General features: G+C 50.4%; 14 protein-coding genes. 7 read left to right on the top strand and 7 right to left on the bottom strand.

Annotation, left to right across the window (positions count from 1 at the left end; all coding sequences use genetic code 11):
• Both LAT75_RS08540 and LAT75_RS08535 read right to left on the bottom strand, forming a co-directional pair.
• Complete coding sequence (locus LAT75_RS08540) at positions 1–1,047, bottom strand: PDDEXK nuclease domain-containing protein (protein ID WP_291482230.1); 1,047 nt, start codon at positions 1,045–1,047, stop codon at positions 1–3.
• A complete protein-coding gene (locus LAT75_RS08535; RefSeq protein WP_291482229.1) occupies positions 1,044–4,343 on the bottom strand; it encodes a helicase-related protein in 3,300 nt (1,099 codons plus the stop codon). Before LAT75_RS08535 ends, LAT75_RS08540 begins: the two co-directional genes overlap by 4 nt.
• A gap of 726 nt (positions 4,344–5,069) precedes the next feature.
• Here LAT75_RS08535 and LAT75_RS08530 point away from each other — a divergent pair.
• Positions 5,070–5,237 (top strand): hypothetical protein, encoded by a 168-nt coding sequence (locus LAT75_RS08530; RefSeq protein ID WP_291482228.1) that lies wholly within the window; start codon positions 5,070–5,072, stop codon positions 5,235–5,237.
• A gap of 453 nt (positions 5,238–5,690) precedes the next feature.
• Here the strand turns inward: LAT75_RS08530 and LAT75_RS08525 are convergent, their stop codons facing one another.
• On the bottom strand, positions 5,691–8,054 hold the full coding sequence (locus LAT75_RS08525; protein WP_291482227.1) for a TonB-dependent receptor: 2,364 nt from the start codon (positions 8,052–8,054) through the stop codon (positions 5,691–5,693).
• Between the two features lie 495 nt (positions 8,055–8,549).
• Positions 8,550–9,695, bottom strand: coding sequence for a helix-turn-helix transcriptional regulator (locus tag LAT75_RS08520; RefSeq protein WP_291482226.1), 1,146 nt, complete (start codon positions 9,693–9,695; stop codon positions 8,550–8,552).
• Between the two features lie 446 nt (positions 9,696–10,141).
• Here LAT75_RS08520 and LAT75_RS08515 point away from each other — a divergent pair, with 446 nt between their 5' ends.
• The 3 genes from LAT75_RS08515 (at position 10,142) to LAT75_RS08505 (ending at position 14,315) form a co-directional block, all read left to right on the top strand.
• The gene (locus tag LAT75_RS08515) at positions 10,142–11,503 is read left to right on the top strand and encodes a M24 family metallopeptidase (protein WP_291482225.1); all 1,362 of its coding nucleotides are present in this window, start codon (positions 10,142–10,144) and stop codon (positions 11,501–11,503) included.
• A 336-nt stretch (positions 11,504–11,839) separates the two neighbouring features.
• On the top strand, positions 11,840–12,478 hold the full coding sequence (locus LAT75_RS08510) for a hypothetical protein (protein ID WP_291482224.1): 639 nt from the start codon (positions 11,840–11,842) through the stop codon (positions 12,476–12,478).
• Between the two features lie 271 nt (positions 12,479–12,749).
• Positions 12,750–14,315: a DUF748 domain-containing protein gene (locus tag LAT75_RS08505; protein WP_291482223.1), complete on the top strand. Its 1,566-nt coding sequence runs from the start codon at positions 12,750–12,752 to the stop codon at positions 14,313–14,315.
• A 153-nt stretch (positions 14,316–14,468) separates the two neighbouring features.
• Here the strand turns inward: LAT75_RS08505 and LAT75_RS08500 are convergent, their stop codons facing one another.
• Together LAT75_RS08500 and LAT75_RS08495 are read right to left on the bottom strand one after the other, a co-directional pair.
• Positions 14,469–17,477, bottom strand: a complete 3,009-nt coding sequence (locus LAT75_RS08500) for a glycosyl hydrolase (protein ID WP_291482222.1) — start codon at positions 17,475–17,477, stop codon at positions 14,469–14,471.
• Between the two features lie 256 nt (positions 17,478–17,733).
• The gene (locus LAT75_RS08495; RefSeq protein ID WP_291482221.1) at positions 17,734–18,297 is read right to left on the bottom strand and encodes a hypothetical protein; all 564 of its coding nucleotides are present in this window, start codon (positions 18,295–18,297) and stop codon (positions 17,734–17,736) included.
• 187 nt (positions 18,298–18,484) lie between these two features.
• On the opposite strand from LAT75_RS08495, the gene LAT75_RS08490 reads away from it, so the two are divergent.
• Both LAT75_RS08490 and LAT75_RS08485 read left to right on the top strand, forming a co-directional pair.
• The gene (locus tag LAT75_RS08490) at positions 18,485–19,003 is read left to right on the top strand and encodes a hypothetical protein (RefSeq protein ID WP_291482220.1); all 519 of its coding nucleotides are present in this window, start codon (positions 18,485–18,487) and stop codon (positions 19,001–19,003) included.
• A gap of 2 nt (positions 19,004–19,005) precedes the next feature.
• The gene (locus LAT75_RS08485; protein ID WP_291482219.1) at positions 19,006–19,206 is read left to right on the top strand and encodes a hypothetical protein; all 201 of its coding nucleotides are present in this window, start codon (positions 19,006–19,008) and stop codon (positions 19,204–19,206) included.
• A gap of 269 nt (positions 19,207–19,475) precedes the next feature.
• Here LAT75_RS08485 and LAT75_RS08480 read toward each other — a convergent pair whose 3' ends face one another.
• Entirely contained in the window at positions 19,476–19,991 is a 516-nt protein-coding gene (locus LAT75_RS08480; protein ID WP_291482218.1) for a hypothetical protein, read from the bottom strand.
• A gap of 341 nt (positions 19,992–20,332) precedes the next feature.
• Between LAT75_RS08480 and LAT75_RS08475 the strand changes: the two genes are divergently transcribed.
• Positions 20,333–20,869 carry a YceI family protein gene (locus tag LAT75_RS08475; RefSeq protein ID WP_291482217.1) on the top strand — a complete coding sequence of 179 codons (537 nt, stop codon included), beginning with the start codon at positions 20,333–20,335 and terminating at the stop codon, positions 20,867–20,869.
• Positions 20,870–20,880: the final 11 nt, after the last annotated feature.

Here is a 20,880-nt window from a genome sequence, read left to right as displayed (position 1 = left end):
TCAGAGGTCTTTTTTAATGAGGTTGTTAAGCTGATGCAGCTTTTCTTCAAGCACTTTTTTCGGGATAAGGCGTGTTTCGTAATCAGCAACTACAGCCGGTGAAATGTTTCGTGCCATAGCATATTCAACTACTTCATGGTCTTTACCTTTGCACAGTAAAATACCAACACTTGGCTTTTCTGCAGCTCGTTTAACATCCCGGTCTAAAGCTTCAAGATAAAAATTGAGTTTACCCAAAAATTCAGGCTCAAATTCCTGAATTTTTAATTCAAACAAAACCAGGCACTGCAGGTCGCGATGGAAAAATAACAAATCCGTATAATAATCTTTGTTCCCAACCTGAATACGATACTGATTACCCATATAAGCAAATCCTTTGCCTACCTCCAAAATGAAATCTTTCAGGTTTTGTACAAGTGCCGATTCAAGGTCTTTTTCAGAATGATCTTTTGGAAGAGATAAAAATTCAAAAATGTACGGGTCCCTAAACAGATGGGAGGGTATGTTTTTGTGTGTTACACTCACATTTCTGTTCACCAGCAGCGTTCTTTCATATACGGCAGTATTAAGCTGTCTTTCAAGTTCACGAACGGTCAGGTTTTCTGCGATAGCGAGTTCAATGTAGAACAGCTTTTCGCTTGCAGTTTTTGTTTTACTCAGCAAATGAAGGTGCGACGACCATTGCAATTGTGTCAACAGTGTTGTCACAATTTCCGGCATATCATCGGGCTTCCTGTTCAGATGGGTCATCCATGCTGCCACAAATTCGTCTGAGGTGTAGGTTTCATAGAACTGCTTCATACGATACAAGCCCCGGCGGTTAAAGCCCCTGAGCTCAGGAAACCGATTATTGATGAAAGTCGCCAGTTCATTAACAGAGCCGTCTCCCCACGAACCGGCCTCAACCTTTTCTGAAACCATCCTGCCGATGTTAAAATAAAGCAATACCAATTCCTCATTAACCTTTTGATAAGCCCGTTTACGGGACTCCTCAATCAGGCTAATGACGTCATGAAATGCTTCCTGATATTTAATTTTACCCCTCATTCAATAAACGTTTCGGTGATTACGATTTCAGGCGTCACATTCAGATCCGTTTCAAGCTGAAAGCTGCCATCGGTGTCTTCAGGATCGGGTGCATCATATTTTTGTGCAAGGGCTACAATCAGGTTATCAGCCTGCCCGTAGGTAATGGCTCTTTTATCGAGCTGCCGCTTGAGTTTCCGGATTTCATTTGGCAAAGGGGTGAACGTGCCCTTATCAATAAGCGTAATCAGTGCCGCGCAGGCTTTTTTGGTGTCTGCTTTGCGGCTTACGGATTTAAAATCTCTGAGAAACTTTTTGGCCTGTGCTGAAATCGCATCGGCCTTGTCGGTTGTGGTAACGGTTTCGGTAACAGCCCCCAGAAAATCTTTATCAAACTCATCAAGGGCGGCCTGTACATTTTCAAAATGAACCGGGGGTAGTTCGTATCCGGGCTCGGTGGCCAAAGCTTCAAACTGTTCAGCAGCTTCCAGAAAAGTAAGTGCTGAAACTTCATTATCCCTGCTTACCCGGTAGAATTCCATTTTGTACTGCGATTTCAGGAAAATGAGGGACGCATTAACCGAGTCCGGTTTTTGGGCATTCGCATTTTTTCGGGCGGTTCTTGCCTTTAAGGGAAAGTTTTTTATGCGCTTAAACTCCCTCGGGTTGGCATCTTTAAACTCTCTGATGAAGCGGAGGTATAGCAGGCGTTTGTCTTCTTCATCGGGCATACCTTCCTTAAACAGCTCAAACTGTTCAACCAGCTCTTCATGCGTGAAAACTTTGGCATCTTCACCGTAAGCCGTATGGAAGCCCTGTAGCTTAATTAATGCGTTTTTATACAGCCTGATTTCTTCATCGCCATGCTGAGAGGGATAAAAAATATAGTTATACACAACCCCGGCCACGCTACCTATTCTGTTGATGCGCCCAAGCCGCTGCATGAGGCGGGTGGCGTTCCAGGGCGTATCGTAGTTCACCATTACGTTGGCCCGGTGCAGGTTAATGCCCTCAGCCAAAACATCCGTTGTTATCAGAAACTGATAGTCATCTTTGCGTTTGCCGATGTAGTTGGCGTCAAAGTTAGCCTGAATGGTTTCGAAAACCTGTTTACGGTTTTCAGATGAAATTTTAAGCACTCCCTTCCGGGTTCGCGCCGAAATCTTCTCTGCGAGATATTCGGCCGTATCGTTGCTCTCTGTGAAGATAACAAGCTGACCTGTCGGGTTACGGTCAGGGCCAAGCAGTTCATCATCAAGCGACTTAAATAGCTGATCCAGTTTGGGATCCTGCTTCACCTTCATCCATTCACCGTAAAGCTCGCTGAGTAGCGCTTCATCTTTTTGAAGGCTTTGGAAGAAAACGGGTTCGAAATCATCAGCCCGGAAGATGTTGTTTTTGGGGTTTTCTACTGAAAGCTCCAGAATGAGCTCCTCGATTTCCTCAATGGTAAAGCCTTTTTCGATTAACTGATTGATGTTCAGGTCAGGCGCAATCAGTACCCGGTCGTTTTCAAACATTTCAATCATTCGGCGGGTCGAAACCAGCAGGTTGTTCAGGGTGATTTTAAACGCGTGAAAGCTGCTTTCAAGCCGCTTGATCATAAGGGTTTTCATTATACCCGCGAGGGCTTTTGAAACCAAAACTGCCTGATCGTAATACGCTTCCTGTAATTCCTCCTTTAAATAACGAATGGCCTGATATCGGTTATAGCCTACCTTGTCTTCATCGGTGAGGTAAAAAACAGTGTGATAAAAAAGCTTGCTGAGTTTTGCGTCAAAATCATACTGAACGGCTTTAAGCGGTGCAATTTCAGGAAATAGTATGCCCTGTTCGGTGAGATCATCCACATACTTGGGGTAATTTCTTAAATCCCTCCTTGTTCGGCGCACCGTAATCTGGGCTATCACTTTCTCGCGGATCACATTATAAAGCCCGCGAATACGGCTGATATTGGGTTCTTCATCCCGCATCAGTTCACGGTACTCACGGATTATGGGTCCAAAAAACGACTGCAGGTTTGTAACCGGAAGGCTGCTTCTACGGGCATCCTGAAACAGCAGCAGCTGATAGTATAAATCCTGTGGCCGGTTGTTTAAGGGGGTAGCCGAAATAAGAATAACCTTTTTGTTTTTGCCTTTAACCAGCCCCTCCCCACTGCGCGGTGCCTTGCATATACGCTGCAGAAAACCAAAACTTTGCGAAGTGTGGTTGCGATACTTATGGGCTTCATCCACAAGAATCAAATCGTACTCCTCCTTCGGCCAGTAGTTGAGGTCGTCGCCGATTAGAATTTTTTCGAGCCTTCCGTTAGTGATAAACTTGGTATGCCGGTCAATTCCGAACAGTCGAAAGGTATTTTTCCAGTTTTTCTCGAGAGCAGGAGGATAGACAACCAGAATTTTGGTATTCAGCGAACCGTTGGCAATGAGGAACCGTTTGGCAATCATAGATGCTACCACTGTTTTTCCGAGGCCGACCACATCAGCCAGAAAAAACCCGTTATGCTCCATCAGCATCTGAAACCCCTGATTTACAGCATCCACCTGATAGCTGAGTTTTTTATAGGATTTTGGAAGATCACCTACGGTATCAGGGTCATAGTCAATATTCTTCCCAAAATATTCAATCAGCAGTTTCAGATAAATCTCAAAAGGCGTGAAAGACTGCCCTATATGGGTTTTCTTTTTAAATTCCTGAATATCAGCCGGGAGAATGCTTGTTGATTGTTCCCAGAGTTTTTGGAATTCCGTTTTGCTGAACGATACATCATCATAATCCTTAAGGGCGATGTTCAGCTCATAATTAGGTGACTTTTTAATGCCAAGGCCAGCTTCCGTGAGGTTTGAGGACCCCATAATGACCCAGCCGTCAGTATGTTCAGAGTGGTTTTCCGGAAGAAAGATATAAAATTTGGCATGAATGGCTTTCGAATTGTGAGCCCGAACCTCAATACGGCCGTCAGTAAGATCCTTAATAAACTGAAGTATCCCTTCTTCAACTTCCTGCGAATATTTAGCTTCCTTAAGGTCACGGATAAACCACTTCATAAATTCAGCTTTGGTCTTTTCTTCATTACCAAAGTAAAGCAACCCCTTCCGCTGCGCATCTGCAAACATCTGGTCTACATTTATACCAACTAAAATCCTGATATCTTTTATTTTAGACAGATAGGGTTGTAAGGCAAAATAACCCGAAGAACGAAAATACCCGACTACCGCATGAAAAGCATACACGCCCTGCATATGCTCCAAAATGCCCTTAAACTTCTGAAAAACTGTTTTGTCTTCCGTGTTCGTAAAAAATCGGGTGCTCATGTGAAATGTTTATGTAAATAACTTGGAGTGCTGCTTCTTACTGTTTTAAGGTACATCATAACAGATGAAAATGACACGCTGGAAAATTTAAAATACTAATTATAGGCCATGAAGCAACCTATTTTGTACTGATTAACAGAAGGTATTTAAGGGATGTAAGTTTTTGCTTATCCGGAATTCTGTAAGGTGTTGCATAGGCGGCATCAGCAGGTTCTCCGCTTCTATACTTCACAGCAGCATCGGTATATGTGTCTTTGAGTTAATATTTTGGCCTGCTATACAGCTATTGTTGCCAGGCTCAATACTGATTGTCGCACGGGAGTTCACCAACAAGGATTCCCGGTTACTGTAGTGCTCTTTCATTATTGCAGATATCATACTACAAGTGTACGGTTAAGAAAAAGAATTATACACACAAGTAATTGTTATTAATAAATATATGTTCTTACAAAATTAATCGATTTGAATCTGTTGATTGACCCGTAATCTATTTTCAGAATTTATAGTTTTAAAGCGCTTGTAAGCACCGACAAGAAAGTATAATCATATTTGATGGATGTTGTATTTTGCGCCATAACCAGGCCCAAAGGGTATAAATACCGCCATATATTATACCGCAGAAATCCTACAAATAAAGCATTTCATCGATAGCTTTAAGCCCCCCACCGTCATCCCGGAAGCACCAGCTTTGAGCCTTTTTAGGTGAATAAATCCTGGAGTAATATCTTGGATGACTTTTATATACCCGGCGCGGCGAGCCGCGCCGGTCGTTTAATAAACCGGCCCTGTCATCATATATTAGTTGAGCGCAGCGGAGGCGGAGTCGAAGGATCCGGCGATCAGGGCGCCGTGGCCGGTGCTGCGGGATTCTTCGGCTACGCTGCAAAGACCTGACAGGTTTTGGAAACCTGTCAGGTCTGGCCCACCACCACCGTTTTCGCGGATGAATTACCCGGCGCGGCGAGCCGCGCCGGGTTTGGGGGTGGCGGGCGCTTATGCTACAAAGCTTGGGCTCCTCCGGAGCCGCATGCCTGAAAAAACTTCGGGTGGAGGGGTTTTAAACCCCTGAAGTTTTCATCTTTCCGCCATAAATCATCCCATAAAAAAATCCGCAAAAATCCGGCCCGATCCGTTCAATCCGCGTGCCATCATCCGGGTCGTAATCCAACGAAGGAGATCCCTCACATGTCTCTGTTGCCGGGGTTTCGGGGCTTTTTGCTTTTAGCTTTTGGCTTCGGTCGGCGGTCGGCGGTCGGCGGTCGGCGGTCAATCTAAAAAATCCGAACCATCCACCATGCCATGCCCCGCCCCCGCTGCCCCCCGGTCAATCCTAACAGGATCCCTGCATCAAAACTCGATTTTGTAGCTGATACTTGGTATCACAACTACCGTGTTATCGAGGGTCACACTTTGGGTTTTGTAGTTGTAGTTGTACCCCTCGGGCATGGGCTGTGCCAGCAGGTTTTTGACCTGAAGCGCCCAGACCCCTGAGTAGCGTGCACGGTTTCTTCTGTAGATTACCGAGAGATCCAGATAAACGGAGGCAGGCAGCTGATTTTCGAAAGCCCTTGTTTCATCAAAGAACACCAGCTCTCTTTCAGCAGATTCTTCTTCGAGTACCGGACTTACCCGCTCCCCGCCCGTTACGCTCAGGCGGGTGTTGATGCCCAAAACGCTGCGGTTGTTATGGAAGGCAAACTCTCTGCCAAACAGGGCATTGGCTACAAAACCTTTGTCATAACGGGTGTTGCGCCAGATACCGTCGTCTGCTTTGTAACGCGATGAAAATACCGATCCCGTTATCAGAAAATAGTAGCCCCGGTTCAGGAAGCGCTCGAAAGTTAAATCAAGACCCACATTTCTGCCTGTGTTGTTATTTTCAAGCACTTCGCTGAAGGCCCAGTCCTGCTTGTAATTTATCATAGAAAAGGAGCTGTTGGCTGCGCCCGGTGCATCATGCAGCAACTGAAGGTAGGGCTCGGCTTTCAGGCGCATGTTTTCGCTGATCTGCCAGTCGTAGGCAATAACAAAATGATGCGCTCTTGCAGGCTTCAGGCTGCGGTTTGGGGTAGCTGTAATTCCGTCGGATACCTGACGCACAAAATAGATTTTCAGTTCTTCGGTCTGGCTGTGCCTGCCATAGCCGATGCTGATGGCATGGTTCGGGTTCACGTTCCAGCGCAGCGCTGCCCGGGGGTCAAGCGTGAAGGCGTTGCTGAGGCCAAAGTAGCTGCCGTGTATGCCGGAGTTTAGTACGAGCCGCGGACTAAGGTTCCAGCCCGACTGTGTGTAGAACGATGCCGTATAGGCCGAGCCGCTTTCGTTTACTAAATTGCGGTAGGTTTCGGGGGCGCTGTCGATGGTGCTGCTAAAATCCTGATTGTACTGCAGCCTGCTCACAGATGCGCCGGTTTGGACAGTTAAACGGGAGCTGAATGTGTGGCTGATGTACGCGCTTGCTGTAAGCCTTCCGGTGTTGTCATGTGCCTGAAGATCGGGATGCGGCACGAGATCATCATCCTGTCGCATGGTATCCATACGATTGCGCATACCGGTGGCGGCAAGCGTACTGCTGATGTAGGTGCGCCGGCCGGTCATGATCCGGTGATTAAGACCTGTAGCGCCCATTTCCACGTTCCAGTCGAAGGTTACGCGGTCCCAGTCGTTGTCCCAGGCTTCGGGGTTCGTTTCCAGCGGCTGCCGCATCGCATCCATGCCGCCCATCCCCCAAAAGGAAAAGGTGCCGGCCTTGCGGGTGGGAATATTGAATTTAAAGGCCAGATCCTGATACCTGATCTGCTGATCCGTGGGGATCACGTTGATATCGGTGAGCAGCCCAAGCGTAGAATACCGGTAATTAAAAAGATATGATGCATTTGATGCCCGCATAAGCGGCCCCTCTGAGGCAAAATCGATACCCAGCGTGCCGGCCTGAAAGGTGTGCTCGTAGCGGTCGCTGTTGCCGGTACGCAAATTCATGTCAAAAACGCCGGCAAGGGCATTGCCAAATTCAGCCGGAAAAGCGCTCGTATGAAAATCGGAATTGGCCAGCATCTGACTGCTGAACAGGGTCACGAGGCCACCCCCTGCCACATTGCCGCCTGCCAGGTGGTGAGGCGCCGGAATTTCGACCCCTTCAACCCGCCATGATATGCCCTTGGGGCTGTTGCCTCTTACGATGATGGCATTATTCTGAACATTTCCGACGGCAACACCTGCAAAAGCTGACACCAGCCGGGCCGGGTCGTCGAGGCCGCCGGCGTAACGACGGGTTTCTTCCACGCTAAAGGAGCGGGAACTGACCGTTGCCATGGTGTTAAGCGCACCCGATTTAACGATTCCCGGAGTGATGGTGAGCTCGTCCATTTCTGTAACGGTTTGCCGCAGCCCGACTTGCAGCACCACTTCACGGGCCGATGTCACTTCAACTTCCGGGATAATTACCGGCTCATAGCCCACATAGTTTACCTGAACAGAATGGCGGCCAAGGGAAACACCGGATATCAAAAAATTACCGTCCGCATTCGTGGAGGCACCCTGCAGCGGACTGCTGTTCAGTATGATGACCGTAGCTCCTATGAGGGTTTCCCTCGACTGTATATCGTACACATTTCCTTTTATGTTTTGTACAAGAGGCTGTGCACTAATTTCGGGCACATATATCATAAAATTAATTGCAAAAATTACAAGCAAATACTTTAGTGGTTTCATAATAATAATCTTTTGGGTCGTACCGAATTCAGTTCATGCTGTTCGAAATACTGATCCAAAGCACCATTATCATCACTGCAATGCTGATCAGACAAAGGACTCCGAAAAATATCAGCTGAACTGATTTCTGTTTTTGGGTTGGTTTCAACGGTTTATGAATTGTGTTAGCGGTGCACAGTTTCTGTGACTACTTCTGCAAAGATGCGCATCATTAAGCCGCTAATCGTCCGGGCGGGTACGCCTGTGCCCTTTTATGGTCCGAACCTATAGGACGGGACGTCCCGACAACCCCTAAACAACTGATTATTTTTAGCCTGAAGGAATATCAAAAAAAACTGTTTGCAGCCTCCTCCGGCAGTTACAGCTGCTAAAGGATGCCTCTTTCGGGCGCATTCACCCCATTCGCCCCCTTTGTCGCCCCCCTTTTAACCTGAGTCCGGTTCCCGGGTTTTCATGCTGTAAGCCCTAATTTTCAGCTGCGCCTGCACTGCCCTGCTACCCTGCCATCCCCTGCTTCTGTTCTGTCAAAAACTGTGAGGGTGTTTTTCCGGTAAACTTTTTGAAAACCTGATTAAAGGCAGATTTGGAATTAAACCCGCAATCAAAGGCAACTGACAATATATTGAAGTTCATATTGGCGGGATCGGCAGCCCTCTGCTTGAATTCTTCAACCCGGTATAAATTCACGAAATCAAAAAAATTCTTTTGCTCATACTGATTGATAAGCTGCGACAAATGATTGACTGAAACCCCCAGGTCATCGGCAACGCTGCTCAGGGTGAGCTTGGGTTCGAGATAGGGTTTGCGGGTTTTCATCAGCTCCAGAAGCTGCTGATGATACCTCAGGGCGTCAGCGTCTTTAAGTCCCGAACGGGCGTATTCAGCGGTGCTTTTGGGTTGGGCGATTTGCACGGCAGTTTCATCAGAATCCGTAAAAATGCTCTGATGCCGGATTCCGGAATACCCCAGGTAAATAATAAAGGTGATGAGCAGCAGATAAAACACCAGATCGGTATTAAAACCGAAGTCCATTCCGAAGCCTTCTTCCAGCAAAAGAAAAAGGATTGCAAAGGAAAAAGTACATCCCATACCCAAAATAAAATTCCTCAGCCAGATGAGGTCGATTTGCTCCAGGTTTGCAAAATTCTGACCCGCCAGCTCATCATACTGCTTTACCAGCCGGAACGAAGCAACGGCATAGCTTACGGCCGAAAGGATGAAAGCAAAAACGGAGAGCGTGATGAAAGTTGCGTAGTCATCTGTCATCCCCTGATTTACCAGCAGTTTTTCTTCAGCCGAATAAAAAAACAAGAAGGGAATCATGTAGAGATAGCAGAGCAGGGCCGGAATAAAATGAAGGTAATTCTGCCGGCTGAAGTGCTGATCGCTTTGAAGGGAAAACCGGACGTACAGGTACAAAAAGGGCCCGTGAAGCAGCGGGAAAGGGTGATGCAGGCCTGACAGATGCGGATAGACTTCCCAGTATCCCAGATAGTGCAAATAGTAGCTGAACAGATGCAGGCCAAAAAGGAACATCCAAACGGCCAGAATTTTATCCGGCAGGGACACCCGCTTTTTGGTTATTAGCAGAAACTGGAAAAAGAAGCTGAGAAAGATTCCTATCGGAAACAGGGTGTTCATGATGCGGGGTTGAAGAAAGAGATTTTCTGTTTCAGGCCCAAAGAGCTGACGGGCTAAAAGTAGGTAATTCCCCTGTCTGTTCCGATTGCCGGCCGGATTTTGCTGATGAAAATATTGGCTTTACATTAAGGGCGCTAAGCCTGATGTGCACCTTGCAGGGCAGGTACAGTGTGTCAGTATGTCAGTGTGTCAGTGTGTCAGTGTGTCAGTGTGTCAAATTCCGATTCCATGAATAGCGCCGTGGCTTTAGCCCGGCGCCGGTGGTCGGTGGTCGGCGGTCTCCGGTCTCCGGTCTCCTGTCTCCTGTCTCCTGTCAGCGGTCAGCGGTCAGCGGTCAGCGGTCATTCTAAAAATCCGCGTGCCATCCATTCCTCTGTTCTGAGTATTTTGGCGGAAGTCTGCCTCCTTCCCTCATCCATCCATCCTTCCCTCAAATTTTCTTTGCTATGAAAAACATCTTCACCCTCTCCTTTCTGTTGGTTTTCACAACTCTGCTGCTGTTGTTCAGCGGGGCTGCAACGGCTCAGTCTTCGTCCGCGGCTGGGGAGCCGCACATTCTGCCCATGCAGGAGCGGGCGAAGGTGATTGATTCGTGGCTTGAGTACCGGCTCGATAATCTTGTTCCGGAACTGATGCGGCGGGAAGGCATCGATATGTGGGTGCTGATTGCCCGGGAGTACAACGAAGATCCGGTGCTGCTCACCATGCTGCCGGCAACCTGGCAGTCCTCGCGGCGGACGACCATCCTCGTGTTTTTCGATCCCGGTAACGGTCAGCCGGTGGAACGTCTTGCCGTTGCGCGCTACAATATCGGCTTTTTTGAGACGCAGTGGTTTGTGGATGAGGAGCCGGATCAGTGGAAGCGCCTCGGTGAGGTCATTGCAGAGCGCAATCCGCGCAGGATCGGTATCAATGTTTCGGAGCACTTTGCGCTGGCTGATGGCCTGAGTTTCACCGATTATTCGTTGCTGATGGCCAACCTCGACGAAGCGTTTCACCCGCGGGTGGTATCTGCGGAGAACCTCTCGGTCGGCTGGCTCGAGACCCGCACCCCGCAGGAAATAGCGGTGTACCGACAGGTGAGCCGCATCGCGCACGCCATTATTGAGGAAGGCCTTTCGGAAGCGGTCATTACGCCGGGGGTTACGACGACTTCCGACGTGCAGTGGTGGTTTCGGGAGCGTATCCGCGAGCGGAAGCTGACGGCCTGGTTTCATCCTACGGTTCAGGTGATCCGCGCGCAGCAGGATGAGCACTCGGGGGATTTTTCCGGCTCCTACGACCTGAACGTGATTCAGCCCGGCGACATCGTGCATATGGATCTGGGCATCACCTACCTGCGCCTGAGCACCGACACGCAGCGGAACGCCTATGTGCTGCGACCCGGCGAAACGGAGGTACCGCAAGACCTCCGCTACGCGCTCGCAGTGGGTAACCGGCTGCAGGATATCCTCACCGCGGAGTTTGTGACGGGGCGCACCGGCAACGAAATCCTTGCCGCGGCCCTGCAAAAAGCGCGGGCGGAAGGCATACAAGCCACGATTTACACGCATCCGCTGGGCTTTCACGGTCACGGTGCGGGCCCTACCATCGGCCTGTGGGATCAGCAGGGCGGCGTGCCCGGCTCCGGCGATTACCCCCTCTACCCCAACACCGCGCACTCCATCGAGCTCAACGCCGAGGTTTTCATCCCCTCCTGGAACCGCAGCATCCGCGTAATGCTCGAAGAAAACGCCCTCTTCGACGGCGAGCGCGTCTATTATATAGACGGCCGCATGACGGAGTTTTATGTGATACCGAGGCAGTAGAAATCAGTGTGTCAGTGTGTCAGTGTGTCAGTGTGTCAGTATGTCAGTATGTCAGTGTGTCAGGCTCTGTACCCATGAATAGCGCCGTGGCTTTAGCCCGGCGCTGGTAGTCGGCGGGCGGTGGTCGGCGGCCAATCTAAATAAATCCGCGCAAATCCGGCCCGATCCGCCCAATCCGCGTGCCATCCCGCGTGCCATCATCCGTGCAATTTTTTTGCACAAATCCCGTCCATAAATACTTGCAACAGTTACATTTATGGCAGGTTTTACTATGATTCGGTGTTCTGCTTTTTTATCTTGCAACAACCCCTAATATTTTAAAATGAGGCTACTGATATGACTTTTGAAATTATTGTAGTGATCGTTGGTGTGGTTCTCGTGCTGCCGGCTATTATTGGAACCATCAGAGGCAGTACAAGCGGCGAACCCTTCCTCAGCCCTACGGCTATGGTTGTTATGGGAGTGCTTGGTATCGGGCTTATCCTGTACGGCGGCTTTTCTTACGGAATTGTTACGCAGCAGGGGCAGATGGAGCGTGTTGCAACTGCCGGTAAACTTATAGTGCCGCTGCCGGCTGAGCGTGTGCAGATTACTTCCCCCGTAGAAGGTGATGCCATCGGCTGCCGGGTGCTCACTATGGGTGTTTATCCCGAAGGGCACGATAAAGACATCTGGGTGCTGCTGCGCCCCTCAGATGAATTTTACTATCCGCAGTCAGATCATACCAATACGTCTTTCAAACGAAACGGTGAATGGCAGGTAATTACCCGTTATGGCGGTTCACTCAACGAAGCTTATGATGTAATTGTGTATGAAGCTGATGCCGCAGCCTCTGCTTTTTTCACTGCAACCATCGAAGAATGGAAGGCCAATCTGTTCTACCCCGGCCTTACCGATGAAGAACTCCCCGGGGGCGCTACCGAGCTCGACCGCATCACCGTTACCCTCGCTGAAAACTGCCGCGGCGTGTTTTAATCCCGACTCCGCATCGGCCAATGGCATGATGCCAGCTGTTTCCTGAATCTCATCATTTCAGAATCCCTGAAGCAAGGCATTGCCGACCCTTCAGGGATTTTTTTGTTGTAGTAATTTTGGAATGCAGCCCGGCCGCTACGTCCAAAAAGATCCATAAAGAATTCAGGGCGGTCCCGACATTTTGTAAGCGCTGCAAATGTCTAAAAATTAGTATTTTGCACTAACTTCCCCGGCGGTCTGAACCGCATCCTCCTAACCCCTGCCGCCCGTTATGAAAAAGCTGCTTACAGGTCTTGTTGTTGTGCTGCTCCTGCTTACAGCAGGCCTTTTTGCTTATGTCAGTTCCCTAAACGGCGACGACATTGCTGCAATGCTGACCAAAGAACTTGGTGCCGGCTTTCAGGTTGAAATGGCGGATGCCTCGGTCTCGCTGATGCGCCGCTCCGCTGAAATGAGCGACATCAGCATCCGTCACATCCCGTCAGGGCACCTGCTGTTTCGGGCAGCTTCCTTCCGCATTGAAGGGCTCAGCCTTAGCGGACTCCTCCGCAAACGAATGGAAATCAGTCATTTGGAAGCATCCGACTTCCTTGCGGACTGGGACCCTTCCCTGTTTCAAACCCCCGCACCTCATGAGCCGGAAACCGAAACCAAAAGCGACACAGAAAATCAGCCGTCAATTCGTAAAATCATCCTTCATGATTTCCGCCTGCGAGAGGGCACCCTCGTGCTGCGCAATCAGGGTGAGGCAAGCGAGCGCTACAGCGAAATTGCCTTTTCCGGTGGGTTTGCTTTTAATTCAGCAGAGGGCAGCTTCGCTCAGAAAAACCGCGATACAAGCGTTAGGGTTGATACCCTCGGCTTTTATTTCTCGGATGATCGCTATCGTTTTTCCCTGGCTGACTTCCGCTTTTCTCAGCAAGCGGGCACCGTTTCACTTGCCGCCCTGCAGCTTGTGCCGGTCGGGGGCTACGCCGGATTCATGCGCGCGCGTGATTTCCGCACCGATATGTATGAAATTGACCTTCGAAACCTGCGCATCAGCGGGATTGATGACCTTGCTTTCCTCAACGAGAGCCTCATTATCGCCGATTCGGTTTTTGCGGGAAGCCTTTTCCTTGATGTTTCCGCCAACCTGAAGCTGCCCCGGAAAGCGCGCGTCCGGAATCCCAAGCTGCTCAATCACATGGTTCAGGGGCTGCCGTTTCATTTTGAGGTGGGTATCATCCAAATTGAAAACGGCAACATCAGCTATTCCGAAGAGGCGGCAGACGGCTTCCGGCCGGGCACCATCCGTTTCAGCAACACGACGGCAAACCTGCGGGGTATCGACACCCGGTCTGATGTGCCGGCCGTGCTCACGGCTGCGACTTACCTTCAGAACCACGCAGAGCTGAATACCGAGCTTCGGTTTACCCTCAGCGACGGCCCCTTCCGTTTGCAGGGCAGCGGCAGGCTCGATCCCTTCGATCTGAAACAGCTCAACAGCATTTTCATGGACCTTGCGGGCGTGGAAATTACCGGCGGTAATGCCCATGAGGTCGATTTTTTATTTGAGATGCTGGATGATCAGGCAAGCGGCATCATCCGCATGCACTACGAAGACCTGAAAATCCGCCCGGTTGATAAAGACGATCACAGCCACTCCAGAGCCGGCAGCATCGCCGCCTTTCTTGCAAATGAAATTCTGCTCCGCTCAAACAACATCCCTGACTCCGACGGTGAACTCAAAACAGGCGAAATCCGGCATGAGCGAAACCCCGCTGAGGACCCCTTCTTCAAATACCTCTGGCAGACTTTAAGATCCGGCATATTTGATACTCTGCTGCGGATTTGATGCGCCGGCGTCAGCTCGCTGCCGCTGCACAGCTGCACTCACCAAAAGCAAAAAGCCTCAGGCAGAGACTGCGCTGAGGCTTTTTACTTTCATTCGGATGATTTTTCGGGGCGCGTGCGGATCGGATCGGGACTTCTGCTTTTCCGTCAGACGCTACTTCAGCAGAGTGAAGGTGCGGCTCAGGGTTTGGCCGCCGCTTTGGAGGCGGTACAGGTAGATGCCGCTGGAAAGATGCGCGGCATCGAAGCGGATATCGTGTGCGCCCGCGGCCTGTTGACCGTCGACCAAGTTTGCTACGAGGCGGCCGGTGAGGTCGTACACGTTCAGGCGCACTTCCGCGGCTTCGGGAAGCTCGTACCGGATGGTCGTTGCCGGGTTGAAGGGATTGGGATAATTCTGATACAGTGCGATGCGGGCCGGCACCTCATCTTCAGGACCTGTGCTCGTTGGGCTTACGTAAGCGATGTTATCGTAGTACCAGGTGAAATCCGCACTGCCGTTGCCGGGGGTACCGAGCTCGAAAATCAGCACGATATTATCGTAGGTAAAATCGGGATTCGCACCGCTGAGGTCGAAGGTCATTTCCACCCACTCCCCGGAGGCCGGGATGGTCTGGTTTACCTCAAAATTGCGTGAGTTATCTGCACCGTTTTCAATTTTGAAAAGCAGGCTTGTGTTTGCACGCGGCGCCCAGACCTGAATTTTCACTGGCTGTTCAGGATTGAAGGGCTCGGAAAGCGGGATGAGGGAACCGCCCCAGGGCGCGCCGTCGTTCTTCACCATGCGCGCTACTCGTGAGGTGGTATTGATACCGCTCTGATCCGGGTTCTCGATTACGGTACTTACGCCGCCGTCGAAATTCACAAAGGTTCCGTTCCAGTCGATGAGCTCGTTGTCGAAGCGGATCGGGAGCTTCACTTCGGTATCGGGAATTTCACCGGCTATTTCAGCGGCAAGCTCCCGCGCGGGCACTTCCATCGAAAATCCGTCCGAAAAGGTAACGAGGCGCGGGCTGTCGCCGGCATTGTAGGCCACATAGCTGCGCCCGCCATCCGAATTTATGAAGACGCCAAAAGTCGGGATATCGGCATGTACGGTAAAATCGACCCGGCCGAGCGTTCTCAGGTTGTGAATCCAGTGCAGGGTGTGGGCTCGGGAGTTTCCGTCGAAGCGGTCGTAGTTGGGGTCGGCCTGCAGGAAGGCCAGGGCCTGTTCAGCATCGGCCAGGGCGAGGTACTTCCAGAAGATGTCTTTCCAGAGGTTGAGCTGCCCGCCGGCCGCACTTGAGGCTACGTTGAAATTGTGAATTACGTACTCAGGATGCTCGCCCAGATAAAACGAGCCGCTGTGCACCGGCAGGATGTTGATGCCGTGTATGAATTCCGGCTGAAGGCCGAACCAGGTGGTATGGTTGCCTTTGTTGCCCCAAACAATGCCGAGGGCAGTGTAGGAGTAGCCCGGCGGGAAAACTTCCTCATCCACATCGAACCAGTACTGATGGATGGCGGCAGCTTCGGTTGTATAAAGATAGATCCCCAGATCGCGGATTTCCGGCTGCTGCGTTACTTCACCCCAAAGGATGGCCGCCGAGGCGAAGTTCATGGCTTCGGAGCTTGATTCCTGATTGTTACCGTCGCCGAAGGCGCCGTGACCCGATGCCCAGGAATGACCCGCGTACACATCAAAGGAGCGCAGGAAGGGGAACATCTCGTTATCGCGGTCCCAGTTGTTGGCATCATGCACCAGCAGGTTAACCATACCGCCCCAGTTTTCCTGAGCCGCCCACTCGGGGTCGAAGCGTGCAATGGTAGCCGCGCTCATAATCAGGTAGGCATGGTGGAAATGGTGGTCGTTGATCTGCGTATTTGCGCCGTGATCAGAAGGATAGCCGGTGAGTACGTTCCACATTTCATTGTAAACATACTGCTGATCTCCGCCTGCCGTGAGCCAGTTTTGGACCCGTGCCTTCAGCTTGTTCATGAGCTGCGCTTTGGCACCGGCAGCAGGCTCGCCCAGCTGATCGGCAATGTGAATAACGTGTGCAAAACGCGCCATATCTTTGCCGTTTTGGTAGGTTGGTCCGCCGCCGAGATTGCCCTGCGCAACCTGATTTACAAGCTGCAGCATCTGCGCGCGGTTGTAGGCACCGGCATCGGGCATGGAGGGCAGCACCCCCACAAAGCGGCGCTCCGTCGTGAAGCTGTTGCCGGCAAAGAGCTTCATCTCCCCCCTTGGGGAGTTGTAGCGGTAAGGGGTCACAGCCTGCTGCACGCTCAGCCACTGATGGCGGTAGAGTGCAGAGAGGGTTTCGTTGAGGTTGCCCGGGGCGGTGTCGCGAAGCTCGGTTTCGAAGGTGTAGGTGCTGCGGAGCAGGGCGTTGGCTTCGTCGTACTCCCAGTTCACGTGCGTATCGGTCACGAAAGCATACGCCCGTGCGCGGAAAAATTCGAGGGTTTCGGGCGTGTTATCCGGCAGCACAGCCACGCTCAGAAAGCCCTGCCCGTTGAGGGTGCTGATGAATTGTCCGCCGGTCTGCCACTGCGAGCCTGTGGGCGCAAAGAGGGCATAGTGCTCGCCGCCGACCGTTACGCCAAGCACTTCCCCCTGCTGATGCCAGACCGAGGCAGCGGAGGTTGGCGTAATCTGAGCAGATCCGCCGCTGATTTCGAAATAGACGAAGGGAAGCCCGTGCCCGAGGGTGGCGAGCATCTCACGGCCGTTGCCCTGCCACTCGCCGGTAACAGTCCAGTCGCCGTAGTGCAGCACTTTGGTATCGGGAGCCGACATGCCCTGCACACCCACAATCAGATGAGGCGTATAGGGGAAGCTGTAAGCGCGCCCGTCAACAACGGCATTAGCGGTGTAGCCGAGCTGAAGGCCGTCAGGGGCCGCCTTGAGGGAAAGCGGATGGGCGTATAGCGGGGCTGAGTGCGGATCGCCGAAAAACGGAAAGAGGATGCTGCTCCAGAAGTTGCTGGTCTGCACCGGCTGTGTGAATGAATCCGAGATCAGCGGCACAGCCGGCTGACCGCTGGCAAGGGTGGGGCCTAAAGCACCCGGAGGCAAGGTTAGGCTGTAACTGCCCTGCCCGACCTGTACCGTCTGGGCCTTGATGGCCGGTGCTGCGGTTACAAAAAGAAGGAACAGGAGGGTCCAAAACACAGATATCACAGGGCTTACGCCAGCCCGGCAAGATGATTTATACATAGGTTTTTGAAATATAGAAGATGGGGGTATTAATACTGCTGAGCCGTACCCATAGCGATCAGCTATGGTCTGTTTTGCAGAAACCGGAATCGGGGCAGGAATCAGGTTCAATAAAATCAGCACTCAGCACTTAAAATATAATAAGCGGCTTAGATTTCAAAGTAAAACCGCTTCCCGCTTCCCGTTTCATGCATCCCGATTAACAACTGTGTCAGTTCGCTGCTTTAACCCGGAAAGCAACTTCCATCTCAGGCAGGCGCATCAGTTCATCATTCACATACACCACATTCGGGATGGCATGCAGGACATAATCGCCCGGCGCCAGGGGTACATCACTATAGGTTTGGGTTTCCGGATCGTACCGGCGCTCCGTTGCTTTCATCTCAAATTGAGTATCAAGCGTTTTGCCCACTTCAATACCGTGGTACCCGAATACGCCCGGCCCGCCTGAAGCGGTTCCGTAAATCCAGACCACTTCGCCACCCTGCCGCACCAGAATATCCGAGATACGCGGCGGACTGCTAACGAGCCCCACTGCCTGCCCGGTCACGTTCCGCATGGAGAGCGTAGCCGTAAAGGGCTGCCCCGGCTCGATTTCGCGCTCACTCAGCTCAAGGGTGATGCGCAGCTGCGAGCGGAAATCAGTGTAAGGCTCAGCGTCAGAGCCAACGGTATTGCAGCCGGCGGCGAAAATAAGCGTGAAGGATGCGAGCATGAACAGCACGACTGTTGCTGATGTTTTGAAAATGTGAGGTACTGATGCACTCTGATACATAAGCGGCTGATTTGGTTTAATTTGCTACGATTTAAAATATTGTCTGAAGCTCAAATTCTAAAGCCCAATGGCCCGGAAACGCCGGGTTTACATTGGTGAAACGATTGTTATTTGTCTAAATACATTTGTGCATCTATCTTAAAGATATCAATCGTAAAATTTACTCAGTTAGCGGTATTTTCCGGGTATGCGTAAAAAAGAAGTAGGCATAGAGATTGACAGATTAACCAACTCCATCGAAAACAGCGTTACGGGCGAAGTTTTCGACACATCTGTTGTGAAGCTTGGCAAATCAGACAAAACCGGGTTCAATCCCGACGAGTGGCTTTTCGAGTGGGAAGCTGAGATAAATACAATCAATCGAGATGGGTACAAGTTGACAACCGTCAACAATCCGACGATAATTCATGGTTTGGTGAGTTTAGAAGTAAGGTCCGACCATATTTTTATCCACCTTATAGAAAGTGCCAACTTCAATAAAGGCACGAATAAAACATATCAGGGTGTAGCCGGAAATCTTTTCGCTTTCGCATGTAAAGTATCATTTGATAATGGGTATGAAGGCTACGTTGCCTTTGATTCAAAGTCTGCTTTAATTGAACACTATAAGCAGACTCTGGGAGCAATGCATATTAGTAAACAACGAATGTATATTAATACCGTTAATGCTTCGTATCTTGTTAATAAATACTTTATGGATAATTGACCATGGCAATAGTAAAAGAACCGAAAGGAATTGATTTCATCGTAAAGTCTGAACCTTGGACTGACGAAGAGTTAAAAGAATTCAGACAGATTATGGCCAAGCAGAAGGCGGAACTTGGTGAAAAGCAACGTGCAAAGATAGCAGGGAACTTAAAAAAGTCTCTAAACAACTTGCCAAACGGTGCAGGGAACTACGGCAAATAAAAAGCTTTTCAAGCTGATTCACCTTGAAGGCGATGGTGGGTTCAGAGGTTGCTAAAAAAAGCAAAAACATAACGTTAATTCATCAGGCTTGGCAGCTTAAACCAAAAGACGTTACCCCGGAAATAACCAAAGATGGTTTAAGGGCTTTAAAACGGTGCGGGCACTGTTAAGCCGTACCTGACAGCCCGGGCCGGAGTTGTGGCAGGCAGAAGGTTAGAGAAGCGGAGGCATTCCAAACAGACCGTTTCGCTTAAGCTGTAACGCCAAAGCTACCGAACCTGAAAGCTTTGCGAAAGTTCCGACAGGCTGCCCGGCTCGCCGTTGATGCTGATGGTCGTGGGCACAGCAACGAGTTTGTAGGTGCCAGCCGGCACTCCAACGGGCTGCCCGGTTACGGGGTCGCTCTCCTGCAAACGGACTCTTATCTGATGCGTTACGGTATGGGTCTGACCTACCCCGATTTCAAAACTCCCGATAATGCCGGGGAACAAAAACAGGGTACCCTCGAACGGGATCACCGTTTCGCCCTGCATCGCATAAAATGCAAATAAGACAGGCACGGCGGTAATCATGCTCACCGGCTGACCGGAAACATTACGAAGCTGAACCGTGACCGTAATTTCATCACCGGGATCAACAGTTCGACTGCTCAATTCGAAAGTAATCCGGAGGTTGTTGTGGAAAGCTGTAACCGTATCTGAGTCGGCGCCTACGGTGTTACAGCCCGTTCCGCTGATCAGGAGCAGGGCGGTTATCAGCGCTAATAAAATTGTTTTGGCTTTCATGTATCAGGAATCCCTCTTGTTTTTTTTGAAGATACGGATGATGGCGGTACTCTGTCTAATAACTTTCCCAAAAGTAAAATGTTCCGGCAACAACATCTTTCCTACAGTACTAACCCGATGCATCCCATAGTTTCAGGCACACCTCCGGAGTGTTGAATCGCCTGAGGATTCGGTTACTGCTCATTAATTCACGATTGGTCCCGGGCAAGCGGGCAGCTGCCGGAACAAGCCCATGCGGGAGAGTTACTTCCTTCAATTATTTATTGATTTCCGGGAACATTTTGGAGCGAAAAAGCATTTATTTGTTGCAACAAGTAATTTTAACCAAATCCAATGTCATTATGTCAGCAACAACCTGGAATATCGACCCAACCCACTCAGAAGTTAAGTTTAAAGTGAAGCATCTCGTTATTTCAACCGTAACCGGCAGCTTTAACACCTTTGCAGGAACCATCGAAGCCGAAGGTGACGGCACTTCATTCGAAAACGCAAAAGCTTCCTTTACCGCTGATACCGACAGCATCTTCACCAACAATGCGGACCGCGATGCACACCTGAAGTCTGACGACTTCTTCAACACGGAAGCTTTCCCTAAACTTAGCTTTGAGTCAACCAAATTTGAGCACACCGGTGACGGCGAATACAAAGTAACCGGTAACATGACCATCCGCGACATCACCAAAGAAATTGTGCTTGATGCCGTACACGGCGGTACCGTTGGCGATCCGTACGGCAACACCAAAGCCGGATTTGAGATCTCAGGCACCATTAACCGGAAGGAATTCGGCCTCAAATGGAGTGCCATAACCGAAGCCGGCAGCGTAGTTGTAGGCGACAAAGTGAAGCTCGAACTCAACGTTCAGTTCGTAAAGGGCTAAAACCCTGCTTT

Origin of the sequence: Cyclonatronum sp., from assembly GCF_022565315.1 — a bacterium.
Lineage (GTDB): Bacteria > Bacteroidota > Rhodothermia > Balneolales > Cyclonatronaceae > Cyclonatronum.
Note: the sequence above shows the minus strand (reverse complement) of the source record. Positions and strands in the feature narration are given on the sequence as shown.

What these genes read in the sequence shown, in the direction of transcription:
- LAT75_RS08520 (WP_291482226.1), bottom strand. Translation starts at nt 9,695, where the DNA reads ATGAACACCCTGTTTCCGATAGGAATCTTTCTCAGCTTCTTTTTCCAG.
- LAT75_RS08515 (WP_291482225.1), top strand. Translation starts at nt 10,142, where the DNA reads ATGAAAAACATCTTCACCCTCTCCTTTCTGTTGGTTTTCACAACTCTG.
- LAT75_RS08480 (WP_291482218.1), bottom strand. Translation starts at nt 19,991, where the DNA reads ATGAAAGCCAAAACAATTTTATTAGCGCTGATAACCGCCCTGCTCCTG.
- LAT75_RS08485 (WP_291482219.1), top strand. Translation starts at nt 19,006, where the DNA reads ATGGCAATAGTAAAAGAACCGAAAGGAATTGATTTCATCGTAAAGTCT.
- LAT75_RS08525 (WP_291482227.1), bottom strand. Translation starts at nt 8,054, where the DNA reads ATGAAACCACTAAAGTATTTGCTTGTAATTTTTGCAATTAATTTTATG.
- LAT75_RS08505 (WP_291482223.1), top strand. Translation starts at nt 12,750, where the DNA reads ATGAAAAAGCTGCTTACAGGTCTTGTTGTTGTGCTGCTCCTGCTTACA.
- LAT75_RS08535 (WP_291482229.1), bottom strand. Translation starts at nt 4,343, where the DNA reads ATGAGCACCCGATTTTTTACGAACACGGAAGACAAAACAGTTTTTCAG.
- LAT75_RS08540 (WP_291482230.1), bottom strand. Translation starts at nt 1,047, where the DNA reads ATGAGGGGTAAAATTAAATATCAGGAAGCATTTCATGACGTCATTAGC.
- LAT75_RS08475 (WP_291482217.1), top strand. Translation starts at nt 20,333, where the DNA reads ATGTCAGCAACAACCTGGAATATCGACCCAACCCACTCAGAAGTTAAG.
- LAT75_RS08510 (WP_291482224.1), top strand. Translation starts at nt 11,840, where the DNA reads ATGACTTTTGAAATTATTGTAGTGATCGTTGGTGTGGTTCTCGTGCTG.
- LAT75_RS08495 (WP_291482221.1), bottom strand. Translation starts at nt 18,297, where the DNA reads ATGTATCAGAGTGCATCAGTACCTCACATTTTCAAAACATCAGCAACA.
- LAT75_RS08490 (WP_291482220.1), top strand. Translation starts at nt 18,485, where the DNA reads ATGCGTAAAAAAGAAGTAGGCATAGAGATTGACAGATTAACCAACTCC.